The sequence below is a fragment of the Micromonospora sp. WMMD723 genome (assembly GCF_049863385.1).
Taxonomy (GTDB): Bacteria; Actinomycetota; Actinomycetes; order Mycobacteriales; family Micromonosporaceae; genus Micromonospora; species Micromonospora wenchangensis.
This window is the reverse complement of the sequence record NZ_JBMKNR010000001.1, coordinates 1,993,942-2,009,460: the sequence shown is the minus strand read 5'-3', so window position 1 is coordinate 2,009,460 and position 15,519 is coordinate 1,993,942. Positions and strand designations below refer to the sequence as shown.

Genomic DNA, 15,519 nt, shown 5'->3' with positions numbered 1-15,519 from the left:
CATCGTCATGTCGGTAACCCCCGGGGCCCCGGCGGTCGCGGCGGCCACCCCCGAACCGTCCCCGTCGCCCCGGGCGGCGCAGACGGTCGAATCCTCCACCGTTCCACCCGCCCGCCGTGACCAGGTTCTCCCCAAGAACTGGTCGAGGTCGTCCGACCTGGCATGGACGACCATCGGCGACGCGGATGGGTTTCACCTGCTCACCGCCACAGCACGTAGCGGCTACACCTGGCGTGGCGTGGCCGATCTCGTGGAGCCCGGCGTCGAGGCCGATCAGTGGATCGGCAATGCCTGTCTGACCGCGTCCGGCCGTCGACTGGTGGTGGTGTACGGGCCACGGACCTTCACCAATCGGGCGGATCTTTTCGACCGGGGCGGCTTCACCGCTGTCGTCGATCTGTCGTCCGGCGTCGTCACCAAGCTGCCGATCCGGTCGTCGTTGGCGTACTTCAATCCGGGATGCGGGGTCGGGGAGTCCGCAGTGCTCACCCAGCTCGGTGGCGAACGCGAAGAGAAGCTGACCGACAAGCCGCGGACCCGGCTGACGACGGTCGACGCCGCCAGTGGCAGGCTCTCCGCGTCGAGGGTTGTCGACACCGAGCTCACCTCTGCGATACCCACTCGCAGGGGGATCGTGGCCGCCGGTGGCTCCCGACTGGTGCGGGTGGAGCAAGGGGGGCGACTGACCTCATTGGCCCGCACGGGCGGCACCCCGTTCCGGCTCACCACCGACCAGGGGGGCGACGTCCTGTTCCAGGACCGCTCCGGTGATCAGACCCGCGTCCGCCGAATCGAACTGACGCCGGGAGCGACAGCACGGACGCTGGCGACGGGCGGCTTCGGCGAGCTTTCGATCGGTGCGGGCGCGGCCGGCCGGAGCTTCATCACCGGCCGGGCCACCGAGGTGCAGGCATTGCCGGTCGGCGTGCGTCGGCTCGAGGTGCCCCCGTCAGCCGAGGTGTCCTCGCAGGGGCAACTCGCGGTGACCCGGGTGCGACGCATGGACCAGACGCCCGCCGAGGCGGTGTCGACCGGGCCGGTCATCATGGGGCGGGTGTCGATCCAGGCGCAGGTTCCCGATACCGGTCAGGTACTTGCGTTCCAGGTCGATGCGAGATCCGTTCCGGCAGGCGTCCCCTCCCGGGCGGGAAGGACCGGGACGGAATCGCGGGCCTCGGGGACGGCTGCAACGCCGACCGGCTCGACCACCAACCCCACGGAGGCGGAGCGGTGGTGTTCGGTACCCCGCAACGATCCGCGTAACCAGGTATTGCAGCCCAAGCCGCGTCAGGTTGAATGGGCGATCGACCAGGCAATCACCAATTCGCTGTACGTGCAGCGGCCGGCCAACTGGAAGAACCTCGGGATGCCCGCATACACCCCGCAGGGCCTCTTCCCCCCGCACGCCCTGCTCGGCGGCGGGCGGGTTCCGGCCCAGGTGATGCTCGGCATCGCCGCTCAGGAGTCGAACATGTGGCAGGCCTCGCGAAACGCCCTGCCCGGGGTCACCGGTAATCCGCTGATCGGCAACTACTACGGGCTGGAAATCTACAATGCCCAGACCGCCGACGACTGGGACGTGCACTGGGACAAGGCGGACTGTGGCTACGGCGTCACCCAGCTTACCGACGGCATGCGCCTGGCCGGCCACGCCAAACCCGGCGAGGTGCTGCTGCCGTACGACTCCCAGCGGGCGGTGGCGCTCGACTTTGCCGCGAATGTAGCGGCGGGCCTGCGGGTGCTTCAGGACAAGTGGAACCAGACCCGGAGCGCCTCGTTGATCATCAACGACGGGAACCCTGCCGGCTTGGAGAACTGGTTCTACGCCCTCTGGGCGTACAACTCGGGGCTGCATCCCAACCTCGGCACCGGCGAACCATGGGGCCTCGGCTGGGGCAACAACCCGGCGAACCCGCGGTACCGGCCGGACCGCCGACCGTTCCTCGAGGACAGCTATGCCGACGCGGCCAAGCCACAGTTCTGGCCCTATCAGGAGAAGGTGCTGGGCTTCGCCGGGCATCCGCCGAACCTGCTGGAGGGGCCGGACACCTTCGTGGCCGGCTTTCGGGCTGCCTGGTGGGGCACCGTCGAGGACCGGGAGAAGGTCAAGCCGCCGGTCAACCTGTTCTGTGACGCGTCCAACGACTGTCATCCTGGGGAGTTGCACACCCCGGACGATCCGGACGTGGTGGGTGAGCCGGCGGGGCCGTGTGCACATCAGAACGCGGCAGGCAAGTACGACCTGGTGTGCTGGTTCCACAAATCAGTCAGCTGGAAGGGGAGCAGCCAGCTCGGTAATGAGGTGCTGCGCTTCGATCCGGGCTACGCGTACCAGGACGACGCGTCGACCTATCTGCCGAAGTGTGATCTGACCGGACTGCCGGCGGGCAGCCTGGTGATCGACGATGTGCCCGGGGGTACCCCACCCGTCCGTACGGGCTGTACGAACAGCTGGACCAATTCCGGCACCTTTGGACTGAGCTTCGCCACCGACTCGGTGGGCAATCTGCCCTCCAAGGTCGACTTCCATCAGATCGGTGGGGGCTTCGGTGGACACTTCTGGTTCGCCCATACCTGGGCTCCAGGTGATCTGGGCGGCAAGATGAAGGTTGCCGGCACCTGGACCCTCAACCAGGCAGTCACCGGTTGGGCGCGGGTGATGGTGCATATTCCGGATCACGGCGCGCACACCCGGCAAGCCGCCTACGAGATCGACCTCGGGCAGGGATTCGGGGCCGGTAAGAAGCGGGTCGTCCTGCAACGGGTGCAGAGCAATCAATGGGTGTCGCTCGGGGTTTTCAAGTTCACCGGAACTCCGAAGGTGCGGCTGACCAACGACGCGTATGACGGCACCGGGGACGAAGACGTGGCGTGGGATGCCATCGCGATCCAGAAGTTGACGGCCAAGCCCCGCCACCAGGTCGTTTCTCTGGGTGATTCGTACTCCTCTGGTGAGGGGGTCTCGAGCTCGAACGGGTCCGACTATTACCGGGAGACCGACTACAAGCAGATCGTCAACGACGAGGTTCGCTATCAGGACGTCTGCCATCGATCCCGGTCTGCCTGGTCCCGCTTGGCGAAATTCTCCGACAGTACGTCGAGCATCGGCAGTCGTTCGGACAGTTGGGATCCGAACCTGGATTATCAGTTCCTCGCCTGTTCCGGTGCTCAGACGGAGCAGTTGCTTCCCGGCTACACCGTCCCAGCCGGGCAGCCGTTGCCGACGAATGCGTGGGGTGAGGCGGCCGAGTACCATTCGGGTGAGATGTCGCAGCTCGACCGAGGCTTCCTGGACGAGAACACCACGTTGGTGACACTGTCGATCGGCGGCAATGACGCCCGCTTCGCCAACGTGCTCCAATTCTGCTTCCTGAACAGCTTCAACTGCGACACCGACACCTATCCCGGTGACACCAAGCCGCTTGCTGCGCAGGTCAAGGAAGACATCGAGGGGCCGGTGAAGCAGTCCATCAAAACAGTACTGCGGGAGATCCACAAGAAGGCACCAGGTGCGCAGATCATGCTGATGGGCTATCCGAAGCTGTTCGAGGACACCGGGCCACTCTGCTTGCCTGAGATCAGCGACGGGGAGCGGAAGTGGTTGAACAACACGGGAATGCTGCTGGCGTCGGTGATGGGTCAGGCCACTACTGAAGCCAGCTCCGAGGGCATCCCCACCTATTTCGGTGATCCCACCTTCGCGTTCTCCGGCCATGGTGTTTGTGCCCCGACGGAGGAAATCCACAGGGTGGTTTACGCCCTGACTCCGGGCGAAGACGGGGAATTGCCGGACGAGTATCCGGAAAGCTGGAACAAGTACGGCATTTCGCAGCAATCATTCCACCCCAACCTGGGTGGCTCCAACCGCTATGCTTCGGTGATGAATCACGTCGTCGTCGATTTCATGGGCCTGTGATCAAAGCTCTCCGGGCGGTGTCGGCGGGGAGGCTGCTCCTCCTCGCCGGCACCGCACTGCTCTGTCTCACCAGCTGTGGTTTCGACTCCGAGGCGCGGGCGATCGACACGGCGACCGACTCGGTGCGGTCCCGCGCCGAACTGGCCCGGCGTACCGCCGTCGCAGTCCTCGCCGACCCGCACACCGCCGAGCGTGACCCGGCAGGCCAGCTGGCCGCTCTGACCGGGTCGGTGGGCAGCGCAGAACGGTTCGGCACGGTCTTTGCCAGCCGGTCCTCCCCGGATGAGCGGCTGGAAGTGGACGTCTTCTACGACGGAACCGCCAACGGCGGTGGATTCGTCGCCGCCGAGGTTCACGTCCGGCTCTGTGTGCGGCTGACCGGCGTCGCCGAGAAGGACCCGCAGGTGACGATGACCGACACCGGCTGCCCCGGGATCCCCGACGGGTCGGACCGCCGGATCGTGAAGCTGGCTGACTAGAAGGCAGGCGGGCCGACGGGAGCAGGTGCTCAGAGACGGAACACCACGGCGTTGCCGACCTGCTGACGGGTGATGCCCAACTGCTCGACCGGCGAGTCCACCGTCACCTCCCACGGCGTGCCGACGATCTGGTCCCGTAGCACCACGACGTTGCGGACGCCGAGGGTGCGCAGGTAGTCGACGCTGGTCTGGTCGGGGAAGGCCGCCGACACCCGGCGCACGTCGTCGAGTTGCTTCGGGGTGAAGCCGCTGCCCCCGTTGACCACCTGTTGGAAGCGGGTGGTCGACCAGAGCATCACCGGCTGGTCCTGGTTCTGGCCGCTGGGCAGCACCAGCAGCGGACCCTCCACCGTGCGCATCGCCACCGGCTGCTCCGGCACGACCGGGTGCGGGGTGTCGTTCAGCCCCTCCACCAGCACCAGCAGCAGTGGTAGCAGGGCGACCGCCCGCAGCCACGGCGACGGCCGGGAGGGCACCCGGTCGGCGCTGATCTCGCGTACCCGCCGGGCGAAGGCGCTCACCGCGCCGGCCGCGAGCAGGCCGAGCAGGAGCGTCGTCCAGAGCATCATCCGTCCCGGCGTACGCAGCCCGTTGAACCCGGGCAGGTGCTCGAACAGCGGGGCGTAGGTGAAGGTGCCGTCGAAGAACCGGGTCCCCATCGCGAGCACCATGGTGACGATCACCCCGGCCAGCATCAGCAGCCGGTGCCGCAGCCGCCACACCGAGAAGAAGAGCCCACCGGCCGCCAGCGCGTACAGCACGAAACCCGGCAGGAGCGTCATCTCCGGGTGCCAGGGCAACGCCGCCCGCGCCCCCTCGTGCAGCCCGCCCCAGATCCACGACTCGGCGGGCGCGGTGAAGAAACCACTGGCCGGTGGCGAGTAGACGCCGATGTCGCCGAGCGTGCGTTCGGCGTTCGGGTGCAGCTCGGCGACCTTGAAGTACGGCACCGCCAGCAGCGCGCCGACGGCGGCGAAGAGCAGCCCGCCGACCAGGTCGGCGACGAACAGCCGGCGACCGAAGGGCCGCCGCACGCGTCGCCGCCGCCAGAACCACACCGCCGCCGAGACCAGCAGGGTCAGTGCGAGGACGTACGCGAAGACCAGGCCGATGCCGAAGCCGAGGCTGAGCTGCCAGGCGGCCACCACCCACCCGGCGTACGCCCAGCCGACCCGGCGGGCTTCGGGGCGGTAGCCGTGCCGCAGTGACCAGCCGTGGCCCCGGGCCAGCATGGCCAACGCCAGCGGGATACCGCCGTTGGAGACGATGTGCAGGTGCCCCGCCTGGGCGAGCAGCCACGGCGCGTACGTGTAGCTGACCCCGGCGACCGCCGAGCCGATCCGGCCCGCGCCCAACTGCCGGGCCAGCACGTACGCCCCGAAGGTGGCCATCGCGTGGGCCAGCACGAACATGATGTTGTAGCGGAGCACGGCGGCGTCCGGGCCGGTGCCGAGCAGGCCGGCCGGGGCGTACCCGAGCAGCATGTCGGAGAAGGCGAAGCTCCACGGTTCCGGGAAGAACGTGTTGGACTGGAACAACTGCCCCGGATTCGTCAGCAGGGCGTGCCCGGACCAGGCCATCTGCCACGCCTGGAGGCTCGGGTCCCAGTAGTCCTGCGGGAGCGTGTAGAGCGGGTAGCGCAGGGTCGGCCAGGTCATCCCCACGGCGAGGGCCAGCGAGGCGAGGACGGCGAGCGTCCACTCGTGCACCAGGAACCGGCCGGTGGCGCGGACGGCCCGTCCGGTGCGGCCGGGCTCCGGCTCCGGCGCGGGCGCGAACGAGGTCCACGGATCGGCCTCGGCGGCCGGCTTCTTCTCTGCGTCCCCGGCGGGCCCGTCGCCCCGGCCCTTGTCGGCCCCGTCCTGCCCGGTCCTGCTTCTGCGGAACGTGTCCTTCCAGGTCCGGCGCGTGCCGGTCCGGCCGGGTGTGCCGGCCTGGCCGTGCGCTGCCGCAGCCGCCCCGGCCTTTTCCGCCGTCGTGCCGGTCGGCTGGACCTCCGTCGCGGCCGGCCCGGGCGCGGCCCCGCCCTTACCGCCCCCGGCCCGGCCCTCGTCGGCCACCGGACCGCCCTCGCCGGTCTTCGGGTCGGCCCCGTCGCTCTTCGGGTCGGCTCCGCCGGGCTCCGCGTCCGATCCGGCGGGCTCCGGGTCGGGACCGTCGGGCGTCGCGCTCGATCCGGCCGGTCCCGCGCCGGCTCCACCGGGCTTCGGGTCGGTTCCGGTGGTCAGGGGCGGGTCGGTCCTGCCCGGCTCTGGGCTGTCGTGCGCGTCGGGTGCCGGCCGGTCCTGCGGCGACCCCGTCCCGCCCCCGGGGGTCGGGTCCGTACTGCCGGTCTGCCGTGGGGGTGGGCTGCCGCCCGTCGCGTTGGTGGTCATCGGCGTTCAGGCCCCCGTGCCGAGCTGTTCGCGGAGGAAGGCGATGTCCGCGCCCTGACCGGTCGCCCCGCCGGGGGTCTCCACGATGACCGGGGCGTCGGCCGCCCGGATCACCGCCACCAGCAGCTCCGGGTCGATGGTGCCGCCGTCGAGGTTGTCGTGCCGGTCCTGCCCGGAGTTGAACCCGCCCTTGGAGTTGTTCGCGTGCACCAGGTCGATCCGGCCGGTGATCGCCTTGACCCGGTCGACCAGGTCGAGCAGTTCCTCGCCACCGGCGTACGCGTGGCAGGTGTCGAGGCAGAAGCCCACCTCGTAGTCGCCGAGGGCGTCCCAGAGCCGGGCCAGCGCGTCGAGCCGCCGGGCACATGCGTTGTCGCCACCGGCGGTGTTCTCGATCAGGACCGGGACGGGGAACCCGCCGGAGTCGGCCGCGTACGCGAAGGTCTTGCGCCAGTTGTCGAAGCCGACCGCGAGGTCGTCACCGGCGTTGACGTGGCCGCCGTGCACGATCAGCCCCCGGGCGTCGAGCTGCGCCGCCGCGGTGGCGTGGCCCAGCAGGAGCTTGCGGCTGGGGATGCGGATCCGGTTGTTGAGGGTGGCCACGTTGATGACGTACGGGGCGTGGACGTAGACGTCGACCTCGGCGGCGCGTAGCCGGTCGGCGTCCTCCCGGGGTTTCGGGGCCTTCCAGCCCTGCGGGTCGGAGAGGAAGAACTGCACCGCCTCGGCGGCGCGGGTGGCCGCCTCCGCCAACGGGTCGGCCTGGTCGACGTGGGCTCCGATACGCATGCAGGCGAGCCTACGTCCCACCCCCGACGTGCGAGAGGTGACGGTCGTGGGCAAGTCGCGCCTGTCAGCCCGCGTGCGGCGTCACCGGTCGGGGTCGGCGATCGTTGAGGGGAGTGGAACAGCCGGACGAATAGTTTCAATTCGGCTATCACGTGACGATTGCCGTTGTATCGTCAGATAACAACAGGATGAAGCTCCGCGGGGTGTCCTCGATCCAACCTCATCGGTGTGGTCGTTCCTCCCCAGGTCCCACCCAAGGAATGCGGACGGGACGCCCCGCGGCCCCGTGGACAGGGGTCCGCCGTCGGCCTTCGGGTGTCGCGGCGGGCCCCTGTCGCCGTCGTCGTCCCCACCGCCGACCTGCCGGGTCGACCTGCCCGGGGGTGATCGTCGGGACCGGGTATCCTGGTCCGGTTGTCCGCGTCCGGCCGGGTTCCCCCGGCGCGGGGCGGGCACGACGCACGACCTCCTGCCACGGAAGGACCGTGGCCGCCTAGCCCACAGGAGGTGAGCACGTCTTGCGTCACTACGAAGTCATGGTGATCCTCGATCCCAGTCTCGAGGAGCGCACCGTCGCCCCGTCGCTCGACACGTACCTGAACGTGATCCGGACCGCGGGTGGCTCGGTGGAGAAGACCGACGTGTGGGGCCGCCGGCGCCTCGCGTACGAGATCAACAAGAAGGCCGAGGGCATCTACGCCGTCGTCGACCTTCAGGCGACGCCGGAGGCGGTGGCCGAACTCGACCGCCAGCTGCGGCTGAACGAGTCCGTGCTGCGCACCAAGGTCATCCGACCGGAAATGCGCTAAGCATCCAACCCGGTTCGCCCGGATCAACCTCATCGTGATGTCGGAGGGCTCTGAGAGCCTGTACGGCAGAACGCTGAGTGCGCGAGGAGTTGGTCATGGCAGGAGACACCACCATCACGGTCATCGGCAATCTGACCGATGACCCCGAGCTGCGGTTCACCCCGTCCGGTGCGGCGGTCGCCAAGTTCCGGGTCGCTTCGACGCCCCGGTTCATGGACAGGACCACCAACGAATGGAAGGACGGCGAGCCGCTCTTCCTGGCCTGCACCGTGTGGCGGCAGGCGGCGGAGCACGTCGCCGAGTCGCTCCAGCGGGGCGCCCGCGTGATCGTCTCGGGTCGGCTGCGTCAGCGGTCGTACGAGACCCGCGAGGGCGAGAAGCGCACCGTCATCGAGCTCGAGGTCGACGAGATCGGCCCGTCGCTGCGCTACGCCACGGCGAAGGTGCAGAAGATGTCGCGCTCCGGTGGCGGCGGTGGTGGCTTCGGCTCCGGTGGCGGTGGCAACCAGGGCGGCGGCGGAGGCAACTTCGACGACCCCTGGGCCTCTGCTGCTCCGGCCCCCTCCTCCCGCGGTGGTTCGGGCGGCAACTTCGACGAGGAGCCTCCGTTCTAATGGCGCCGAGCGCCCGCGATCGCAAACCAGGAGCACGTGCAATGGCCAAGGCTGCGGCACTTCGCAAGCCGAAGAAGAAGGTGAACCCGCTCGACAAGGACGGGATCACCTATATCGATTACAAGGACACCGCGCTGCTGCGCAAGTTCATCTCCGACCGCGGCAAGATCCGCGCTCGGCGGGTGACCGGGGTCACCTCCCAGCAGCAGCGGCAGATCGCCCGTGCGGTAAAGAACGCCCGTGAGATGGCGCTCCTGCCGTACACCGCCACGGCCCGCTGAGAGGAGGCACCGACATGAAGATCATCCTGACTCAGGAAGTTTCCGGTCTCGGTGCCCCCGGCGACATCGTCGAGGTCAAGAACGGCTACGGCCGTAACTACCTGCTGCCGCAGGGCTTCGCGATCAGCTGGACCAAGGGTGCGGAGAAGCAGGTCACGGTCATCAAGCGGGCCCGCTCGGCCCGGGAGATCCGCGACCTCGGCCACGCCAACGAGGTCAAGGGCCAGCTCGAAGGTCTGAAGGTCAGCCTGAAGGTCCGCGCCGGTGACGGCGGTCGGCTCTTCGGCTCGGTCACCCCGGCCGAGGTCGTCGACGCCGTCAAGGCGGCCGGTGGCCCGGTCCTCGACCGTCGTCGGCTGGAGATGCCCGGTCACATCAAGTCGACCGGCTCCTACCCGGTGAAGATCAAGCTGCACCCCGAGGTGTCCGCCACGTTCGACCTCAACGTCGTCCAGGGCTGACCTCACCGCACACGGCATCACCCGTAGTGGCCCGCACCGGCATCCGGTGCGGGCCACTACGCCTTTCCACGACGAGTCGCACACGGCCGGGCCGGCCGTGTCACGCCCGGTCAGCCGATCGGCTGTCCGGTGACCGCGCTGATCATCACGGTGGACAGGCCGCCACCGACCACCGCCGCCGCCAACGCCACCGTCGCCGGCCGCCAGGTCGTCCCGACCCGGCGCAGCAGCACCGCCACCACCAGGCTGCTCAGCAACGACAGACCGAACCGGGGACCACCCGCGACCAGCGAACCCAGCGCGTGGGCCCGGGGCGGCTCACACCCGCCCCCGCTGATGTCCGTGACACAACCGGCCGGCGGCTGACCGTCCAGGGTCAACAACCACAGGAACACCAGCACCGCCGGCACCAGGTAACAGGCGGCCGTGTAGACCAACGGACGCAGCGGACCACCCGGGTCCGGGTCGAGCAGGTCGTCCTCCAGACGACGGTTCCACGAGCCGGCACCCACCGAGCCGATCCGCTCCCGCAGCGAGGACGCCGACGCCGCCCGCCCGGACCCCGCCGCCCGCCCGGACACCGGCTCGGCCCGACGACGCGGAGCCGCCCGGGGACGCGGCGCGGTGTAACCCACCACCGGCGACCGGGGTGCCGACGTCGGCGGGTCCATCCAACGGGGGTCGTCTCCCGCCAGGCGGGTACCCGACCAGAAGCCCTCCGGTTGCTCGCCCCACGGCCAGCCCTCCCCGGTGACCGGCTGTGACGACCGGGGCGGCACCGACCGCTCCCACCCACCCCCGCCGCCAGCATCCCGCCGGTCGGGCCCACCCTGGTCCCACGGGTCGACGCCCGCGCGGTCCGGACGGTCTACCCGGCCCGGGTCCCGGCCGTCCCACCCATCACGGTCCGTGCTCACCGGACCCCAGCGGCCGACGTCCGTCCGGTCCCACTGGGCGGTGTCGGTGAACCGGTCCCACTGGCCGGTGCTGTCGCTCTGCCCCCACCGCGACGACCCGCCGAGACGGTCCCACCGGTCGTCGGTGGCGGGACTCTGCCAATCGTGCACACCGGAGGCGTCCCACGGGTCCACCGCGGGACGGTAGTCCGGTTCCGGCTCGGCCGACCGGCTCCACGGGTCGGCCGCCGGACGGCTCGCCGGGTCGGTCAGGGGCCGGGCCCACGACTCGTCGGTGTTGCGTCGCCGACGCCGGGGCGGCTGCTCGGGAACGGACTCCACGGGCAGGTCGGAATCGTCACCACCGGACCAGATCACCTCCGGACGACGCGACGACGCCCGGCGCGGACGGACCGTCGGCGCCGCCCCGGAGACCGGCTCACCCTCGTCGGCGTCCGCCCGTCGGCTCCCGACGTACCCCTGCTCCTGCTGGGGACGGTCGAAGGTCCACTCCCGGGTGTGGTCGTCGGAGCCGGGGCCCGCGCCTGTCACCCGCGACTCCCGGCGCTCACTCTCCCGCCGCCGCCGGGCCGCCCGCCGGCCCACCCCGGCGGCCCGACGGGTGTCGTCCTCGTCCTCGTCCGGGGCGGCGTGCCGGCCCCGGCCGTCGGCGTGCGCGATGCCCGACTCGACCGCCCAGCGCGGCAGGTAGGCGTCGACAGGCTCCTGCTGGCCACGCTCGACCGCCCGACGCCGACTCGGCGTACGGTAGCGGTCCGTCGAGGAGTATGAATCCGACGGAACCGGGTCGCCGAGGTCGTCCCACGGGGCGATCGGCTGACGCGCGCGCGGGCTGCCCTCCCCGCGCTCCCAGTCCCGGTAACTCACGGCCGGAGCGTGACCCTTCTCAACCGAAAGTGCAATCCGCTGTCCAGGTGTAGCCGTTTCGCAGAGATAGTACGGGAAGACCGACCCAAGAGCCTTACCGGAAAATATTCGTCCACAGGGTGTGGATAGTGAACCAGCAGCTCACAGCGTTGCAGCCCAGAATTCCCCCACAGTTTTCCACAGGCTGTGCACACGCTGCGCACATGGTTGTCCACGCGCGTCCACAGGTTGTCCCGAGGCTCGTCCACCGCGCCGGTTGAGGGTCTGACCTCGCGGTCCGTATCGTGGGGCACCGACCGGTCGCGCGATGGCCCCCCGATCGACCTGACCGGACGGTGTCACCGCCGGCGTACCGCCGGGGCAACCGCGACGCTGTGGAGGGGGAACCGTGTCGATCACCGACGACATGCGGGCGGAGCCCCGGGCCGCGGGGCAGTCGTCCGCCCCGCCGCCCCGCGACGGCCAGTTCGACAAGACCCCACCACAGGACGTCGCCGCCGAGCAGTGCGTCCTCGGCGGCATGCTGCTCTCCAAGGACGCCATCGCCGACGTCGTCGAGATCCTCAAGTCCACCGACTTCTACCGGCCCGTCCACGCCACCATCTTCGACGCGATCCTCGACATCTACGGTCGCGGTGAGCCCGCCGACGGCATCACCGTCGCGGCGGCCCTGGCCGACTCCGGAGACCTCGCCCGGGTCGGCGGCGCCCCCTACCTGCACACCTGCATGGCGGCCGTACCGACCGCAGCGAACGCCTCCTACTACGCCCGGATCGTCGGCGAACGCGCCGTGCTGCGCCGCCTGGTCGAGGCGGGCACCCGGATCGTGCAGCTCGGCTACGGCACCGCCGCCGGTGGCAGCCGGGACGTCGACGACGTCGTCGACCTGGCCCAGCAGGCGGTCTACGAGATCACCGAACGGCGGGTCAGCGAGGACTTCGCGGTGCTCGCCGACATGCTCCAGCCCACCCTCGACGAGATCGAGGCGGTCGGCGCGCAGGGCGGCGTGATGACCGGCGTGCCGACCGGCTTCACCGACCTGGACCGGCTGCTCAACGGCCTGCACCCGGGGCAGCTCATCATCGTGGCCGGCCGCCCCGGTCTGGGAAAGGCGCTGGCGCTCGACACGCTGCTGCCCACCCCGGACGGCTGGACCACCATGGGCGAGGTCGAGGTCGGTGACCGGCTGCTCGCCGCCGACGGCACGCCGACCACCGTCACCGCCGCCTTCGCCGTGATGCACGGGCGGCCCTGCTACGAGGTCGAGTTCTCCGACGGCAGCGTGATCGTCGCCGACGCCGGGCACCTGTGGCGGACCACCACCCGGACGCGGGCCCTCGCCCCGGCGGGCGGCACACCGGCCGACGCGGCCCAGGACCCTGCCGAGGTCGGGGACGGCGTACTCACCACGGCACAGATCGCGGCGACGCTGCGTACCGGACCGGAGGGACGCCCCCGCCACGCCGTCGCCACCTGCGCCCCCCTGCAACTGCCCGAGCGGGCGGTGCCCATCCCCCCGTACGGCCTGGGCGGCTGGCTCGGCGACGGCCGGGCCGACCCGGGGCACCTGGCCGCATCCTTCCTGACGACGCTGCGGGAGATCGGTGTCCTCGCGGACAAGCACATCCCCCGCGACTACCTGCGCGGCTCCGAGGCGCAACGTCGGGCGCTGCTCGCCGGGCTGATGGACACCGCCGGCACCCTCACCCCGACCGGCGAGCACCGGTACACCTCGGTCTCGCGGCGGCTCGCCGGCGACGTACGGGAACTCGTGGTGGGTCTCGGCTACCGCTGCACGCTGACCGAGCAGCCGGCACCCGGCCGGACCGGGACGACGTACACGGTCGCCTTCGCCACCCCGGACGCCGTCTTCCGCCGGGAGCCCAGGGCATCCGCCGAGGCCGTCCGCCTGCGCACCGACCCGGGTGTGCGGTACGTGGTGGACGTCCGGCCGGTGGCCAGTGTGCCGGTGCGGTGCGTGACCGTCGACAACCCGGACCACCTCTACCTGGCCGGCCGGTCGATGATCCCCACCCACAACAGCACGGCCAGCATGGACTTCGCCCGTAACGCGGCGATCCGGGCCAACCAGGCCGCCGCCATCTTCTCGCTGGAAATGAGCAAGGTCGAGATCGTCATGCGGCTCCTCTCGGCCGAGGCGCGGGTCCCGCTGCACGTGCTGCGCAGCGGTCAGCTCTCCGACGACGACTGGACCAAGCTGGCCCGCTGCATGGGTGAGATCAGCGAGGCGCCGCTGTTCGTGGACGACACCCCGAGCATGAACCTGATGGAGATCCGGGCGAAGGCGCGGCGGCTCAAGCAGAAGCACGACCTCAAGATGATCGTCGTCGACTACCTCCAGCTGATGACCTCACCGAAGCGCACCGAGAGCCGTCAGCAGGAGGTCGCGGACCTGTCCCGTGGCCTGAAGCTGCTGGCCAAGGAGGTCGAGTGCCCGGTGATCGCGGTCAGCCAGCTCAACCGTGGCCCGGAGCAACGTACCGACAAGCGGCCTCAGTTGTCCGACCTGCGCGAATCGGGCTGTCTGACTGCGGAGACCCGACTGATCCGGGCCGACACCAATGCGGAAGTCACCATGGGCGAGCTGCTGAAGGCCGGGACGAGGGAAATCCCGGTCTGGGCGCTCGACGAGAATCTGCGGTACTCGCCCCGGACCATGACGCACGTCTTCCCCAGCGGTCGGCGCGAGGTGTTCCGGCTGACCCTCGCGTCGGGAAAGCAGATCGACGCGACGGCGAACCATCCTTTCCTCACCTTCGCCGGGTGGGTGCCGCTCGGTGAGTTGGCTGTCGGAGCGCGGCTGGCTACGCCGAGACACCTGCCCCCGCCGCTGGCGATCCGGCCGTGGGTGGAGGCGGAGGTGGTACTGCTCGCGCACCTGCTTGGTGACGGTTCGTTCGTCAGACGCCAGCCGATCCGGTACGCCAGCAGGGACGAGGAAAACCTGGTGGCAGTGGCCGAGGCCGCGAAGCACTTCGGAATCAGCGCCGTACGGGACGAGTACGAGGCCGCCCGGGTCACGACGCTCCGGCTGCCCGCACCGTACCGACTGGCCCGTGGACGGCGTAATCCGATTGCAGAATGGCTCGACGGGCTGGGGCTCTTCGGCCTGCGTTCGCACGAGAAGTTCATTCCGCAGACGATCTTCAGTATGCCCAAGGAGCAGGTAACGCTTTTCCTGCACCACCTGTGGTCGACCGACGGCTCGGTCCATGTCAACAAGTCGGGTAGGGGCGGACGTGTCTACTTCTCCTCCACCAGTCGCCGAATGCTTGAAGACATCTCCCGGCTCCTCCTGCGGTACGGCATCACCGCACGCCTCAAAGTCGTTCCGGTGGCTGACCACCGTCCCCAGTACACCCTCGACATCTCGGGCCGGGACGACCAACTGCGGTTCCTGCGGGAGATCGGGGTGCACGGGGAGCGCGCGGCTGCATGCGAAGCGCTGCTTACCGTGTTGGAGACGGTCGTGAGCAACACCAACGTCGACACGGTGCCGACCGAGGTGTGGAACCAGGTTCGGGATGTCCTGGTGGAGCGGGGCATCAGCCATCGCGAGTTCGCCCGGGCAATAGGTACACAATTCTGCGGCAGCGCGCTGTGGAAGCGTGCACCGAGCCGATCCCGACTGGCGAAGATCGCCTCGGTGCTCGACGCCGCCGACCTCGAACTGCACGCCACCAACGACATCTTCTGGGACGAGATCACCTCGATCGAGTCGCTCGGCGAGCAGGACGTTTTCGACGCGACGGTACTCGGCACACACAATTTCGTCGCCAACGGGATCGCCACCCACAACTCGATCGAGCAGGACGCGGACGTCGTCATCCTGTTGCACCGCGACGACTACTACGACAAGGAATCGCCGCGCGCCGGGGAGGCGGATTTCATTGTTGCCAAGCACAGAAATGGGCCCACCGACTCGATCACGGTGGCGGCCCAACTGCACCTGTCCCGCTTCGTCGATATGGCGATCGTCTGACCCGACGC

10 protein-coding genes are annotated in these 15,519 nt (G+C 69.7%); 7 read left to right on the top strand and 3 right to left on the bottom strand.

What is annotated here, in order from left to right; all coding sequences use genetic code 11:
- Positions 1-7 precede the first annotated feature (7 nt).
- Both ACN261_RS09040 and ACN261_RS09035 read left to right on the top strand, forming a co-directional pair.
- On the top strand, positions 8-3,916 hold the full coding sequence (locus ACN261_RS09040) for a hypothetical protein (protein ID WP_425849487.1): 3,909 nt from the start codon (positions 8-10) through the stop codon (positions 3,914-3,916).
- Positions 3,913-4,395: a hypothetical protein gene (locus ACN261_RS09035; RefSeq protein ID WP_421484790.1), complete on the top strand. Its 483-nt coding sequence runs from the start codon at positions 3,913-3,915 to the stop codon at positions 4,393-4,395. Before ACN261_RS09040 ends, ACN261_RS09035 begins: the two co-directional genes overlap by 4 nt.
- A gap of 29 nt (positions 4,396-4,424) precedes the next feature.
- Here the strand turns inward: ACN261_RS09035 and ACN261_RS09030 are convergent, their stop codons facing one another.
- The gene (locus ACN261_RS09030) at positions 4,425-6,623 is read right to left on the bottom strand and encodes a hypothetical protein (RefSeq protein WP_425853578.1); all 2,199 of its coding nucleotides are present in this window, start codon (positions 6,621-6,623) and stop codon (positions 4,425-4,427) included.
- A 153-nt stretch (positions 6,624-6,776) separates the two neighbouring features.
- Positions 6,777-7,559, bottom strand: coding sequence for a deoxyribonuclease IV (locus ACN261_RS09025; protein ID WP_204925495.1), 783 nt, complete (start codon positions 7,557-7,559; stop codon positions 6,777-6,779).
- A gap of 518 nt (positions 7,560-8,077) precedes the next feature.
- On the opposite strand from ACN261_RS09025, the gene rpsF reads away from it, so the two are divergent.
- The 4 genes from rpsF (at position 8,078) to rplI (ending at position 9,724) form a co-directional block, all read left to right on the top strand.
- Positions 8,078-8,368, top strand: coding sequence for a 30S ribosomal protein S6 (rpsF, locus tag ACN261_RS09020; protein WP_088643630.1), 291 nt, complete (start codon positions 8,078-8,080; stop codon positions 8,366-8,368).
- Positions 8,369-8,445: 77 nt separating this feature from the next.
- Entirely contained in the window at positions 8,446-8,982 is a 537-nt protein-coding gene (locus ACN261_RS09015) for a single-stranded DNA-binding protein (protein ID WP_204958344.1), read from the top strand.
- Between the two features lie 41 nt (positions 8,983-9,023).
- Entirely contained in the window at positions 9,024-9,263 is a 240-nt protein-coding gene (rpsR, locus tag ACN261_RS09010; RefSeq protein WP_007073789.1) for a 30S ribosomal protein S18, read from the top strand.
- A 14-nt stretch (positions 9,264-9,277) separates the two neighbouring features.
- Complete coding sequence (rplI, locus tag ACN261_RS09005; protein ID WP_421484788.1) at positions 9,278-9,724, top strand: 50S ribosomal protein L9; 447 nt, start codon at positions 9,278-9,280, stop codon at positions 9,722-9,724.
- A 110-nt stretch (positions 9,725-9,834) separates the two neighbouring features.
- On the opposite strand, the gene ACN261_RS09000 is transcribed toward rplI, so the two are convergent.
- Positions 9,835-11,508, bottom strand: a complete 1,674-nt coding sequence (locus ACN261_RS09000; protein ID WP_421484787.1) for a hypothetical protein — start codon at positions 11,506-11,508, stop codon at positions 9,835-9,837.
- A 406-nt stretch (positions 11,509-11,914) separates the two neighbouring features.
- Here ACN261_RS09000 and ACN261_RS08995 point away from each other — a divergent pair, with 406 nt between their 5' ends.
- Positions 11,915-15,511 carry a replicative DNA helicase gene (locus ACN261_RS08995; protein ID WP_425853577.1) on the top strand — a complete coding sequence of 1,199 codons (3,597 nt, stop codon included), beginning with the start codon at positions 11,915-11,917 and terminating at the stop codon, positions 15,509-15,511.
- Positions 15,512-15,519 lie beyond the last annotated feature (8 nt).

Excerpts from the sequence above, each read along its gene's own strand:
- ACN261_RS09040 (WP_425849487.1), top strand. The coding sequence starts at position 8 with ATGTCGGTAACCCCCGGGGCCCCGGCGGTCGCGGCGGCCACCCCCGAA.
- ACN261_RS09025 (WP_204925495.1), bottom strand. The coding sequence starts at position 7,559 with ATGCGTATCGGAGCCCACGTCGACCAGGCCGACCCGTTGGCGGAGGCG.
- rpsR (WP_007073789.1), top strand. The coding sequence starts at position 9,024 with ATGGCCAAGGCTGCGGCACTTCGCAAGCCGAAGAAGAAGGTGAACCCG.
- rplI (WP_421484788.1), top strand. The coding sequence starts at position 9,278 with ATGAAGATCATCCTGACTCAGGAAGTTTCCGGTCTCGGTGCCCCCGGC.
- ACN261_RS08995 (WP_425853577.1), top strand. The coding sequence starts at position 11,915 with ATGCGGGCGGAGCCCCGGGCCGCGGGGCAGTCGTCCGCCCCGCCGCCC.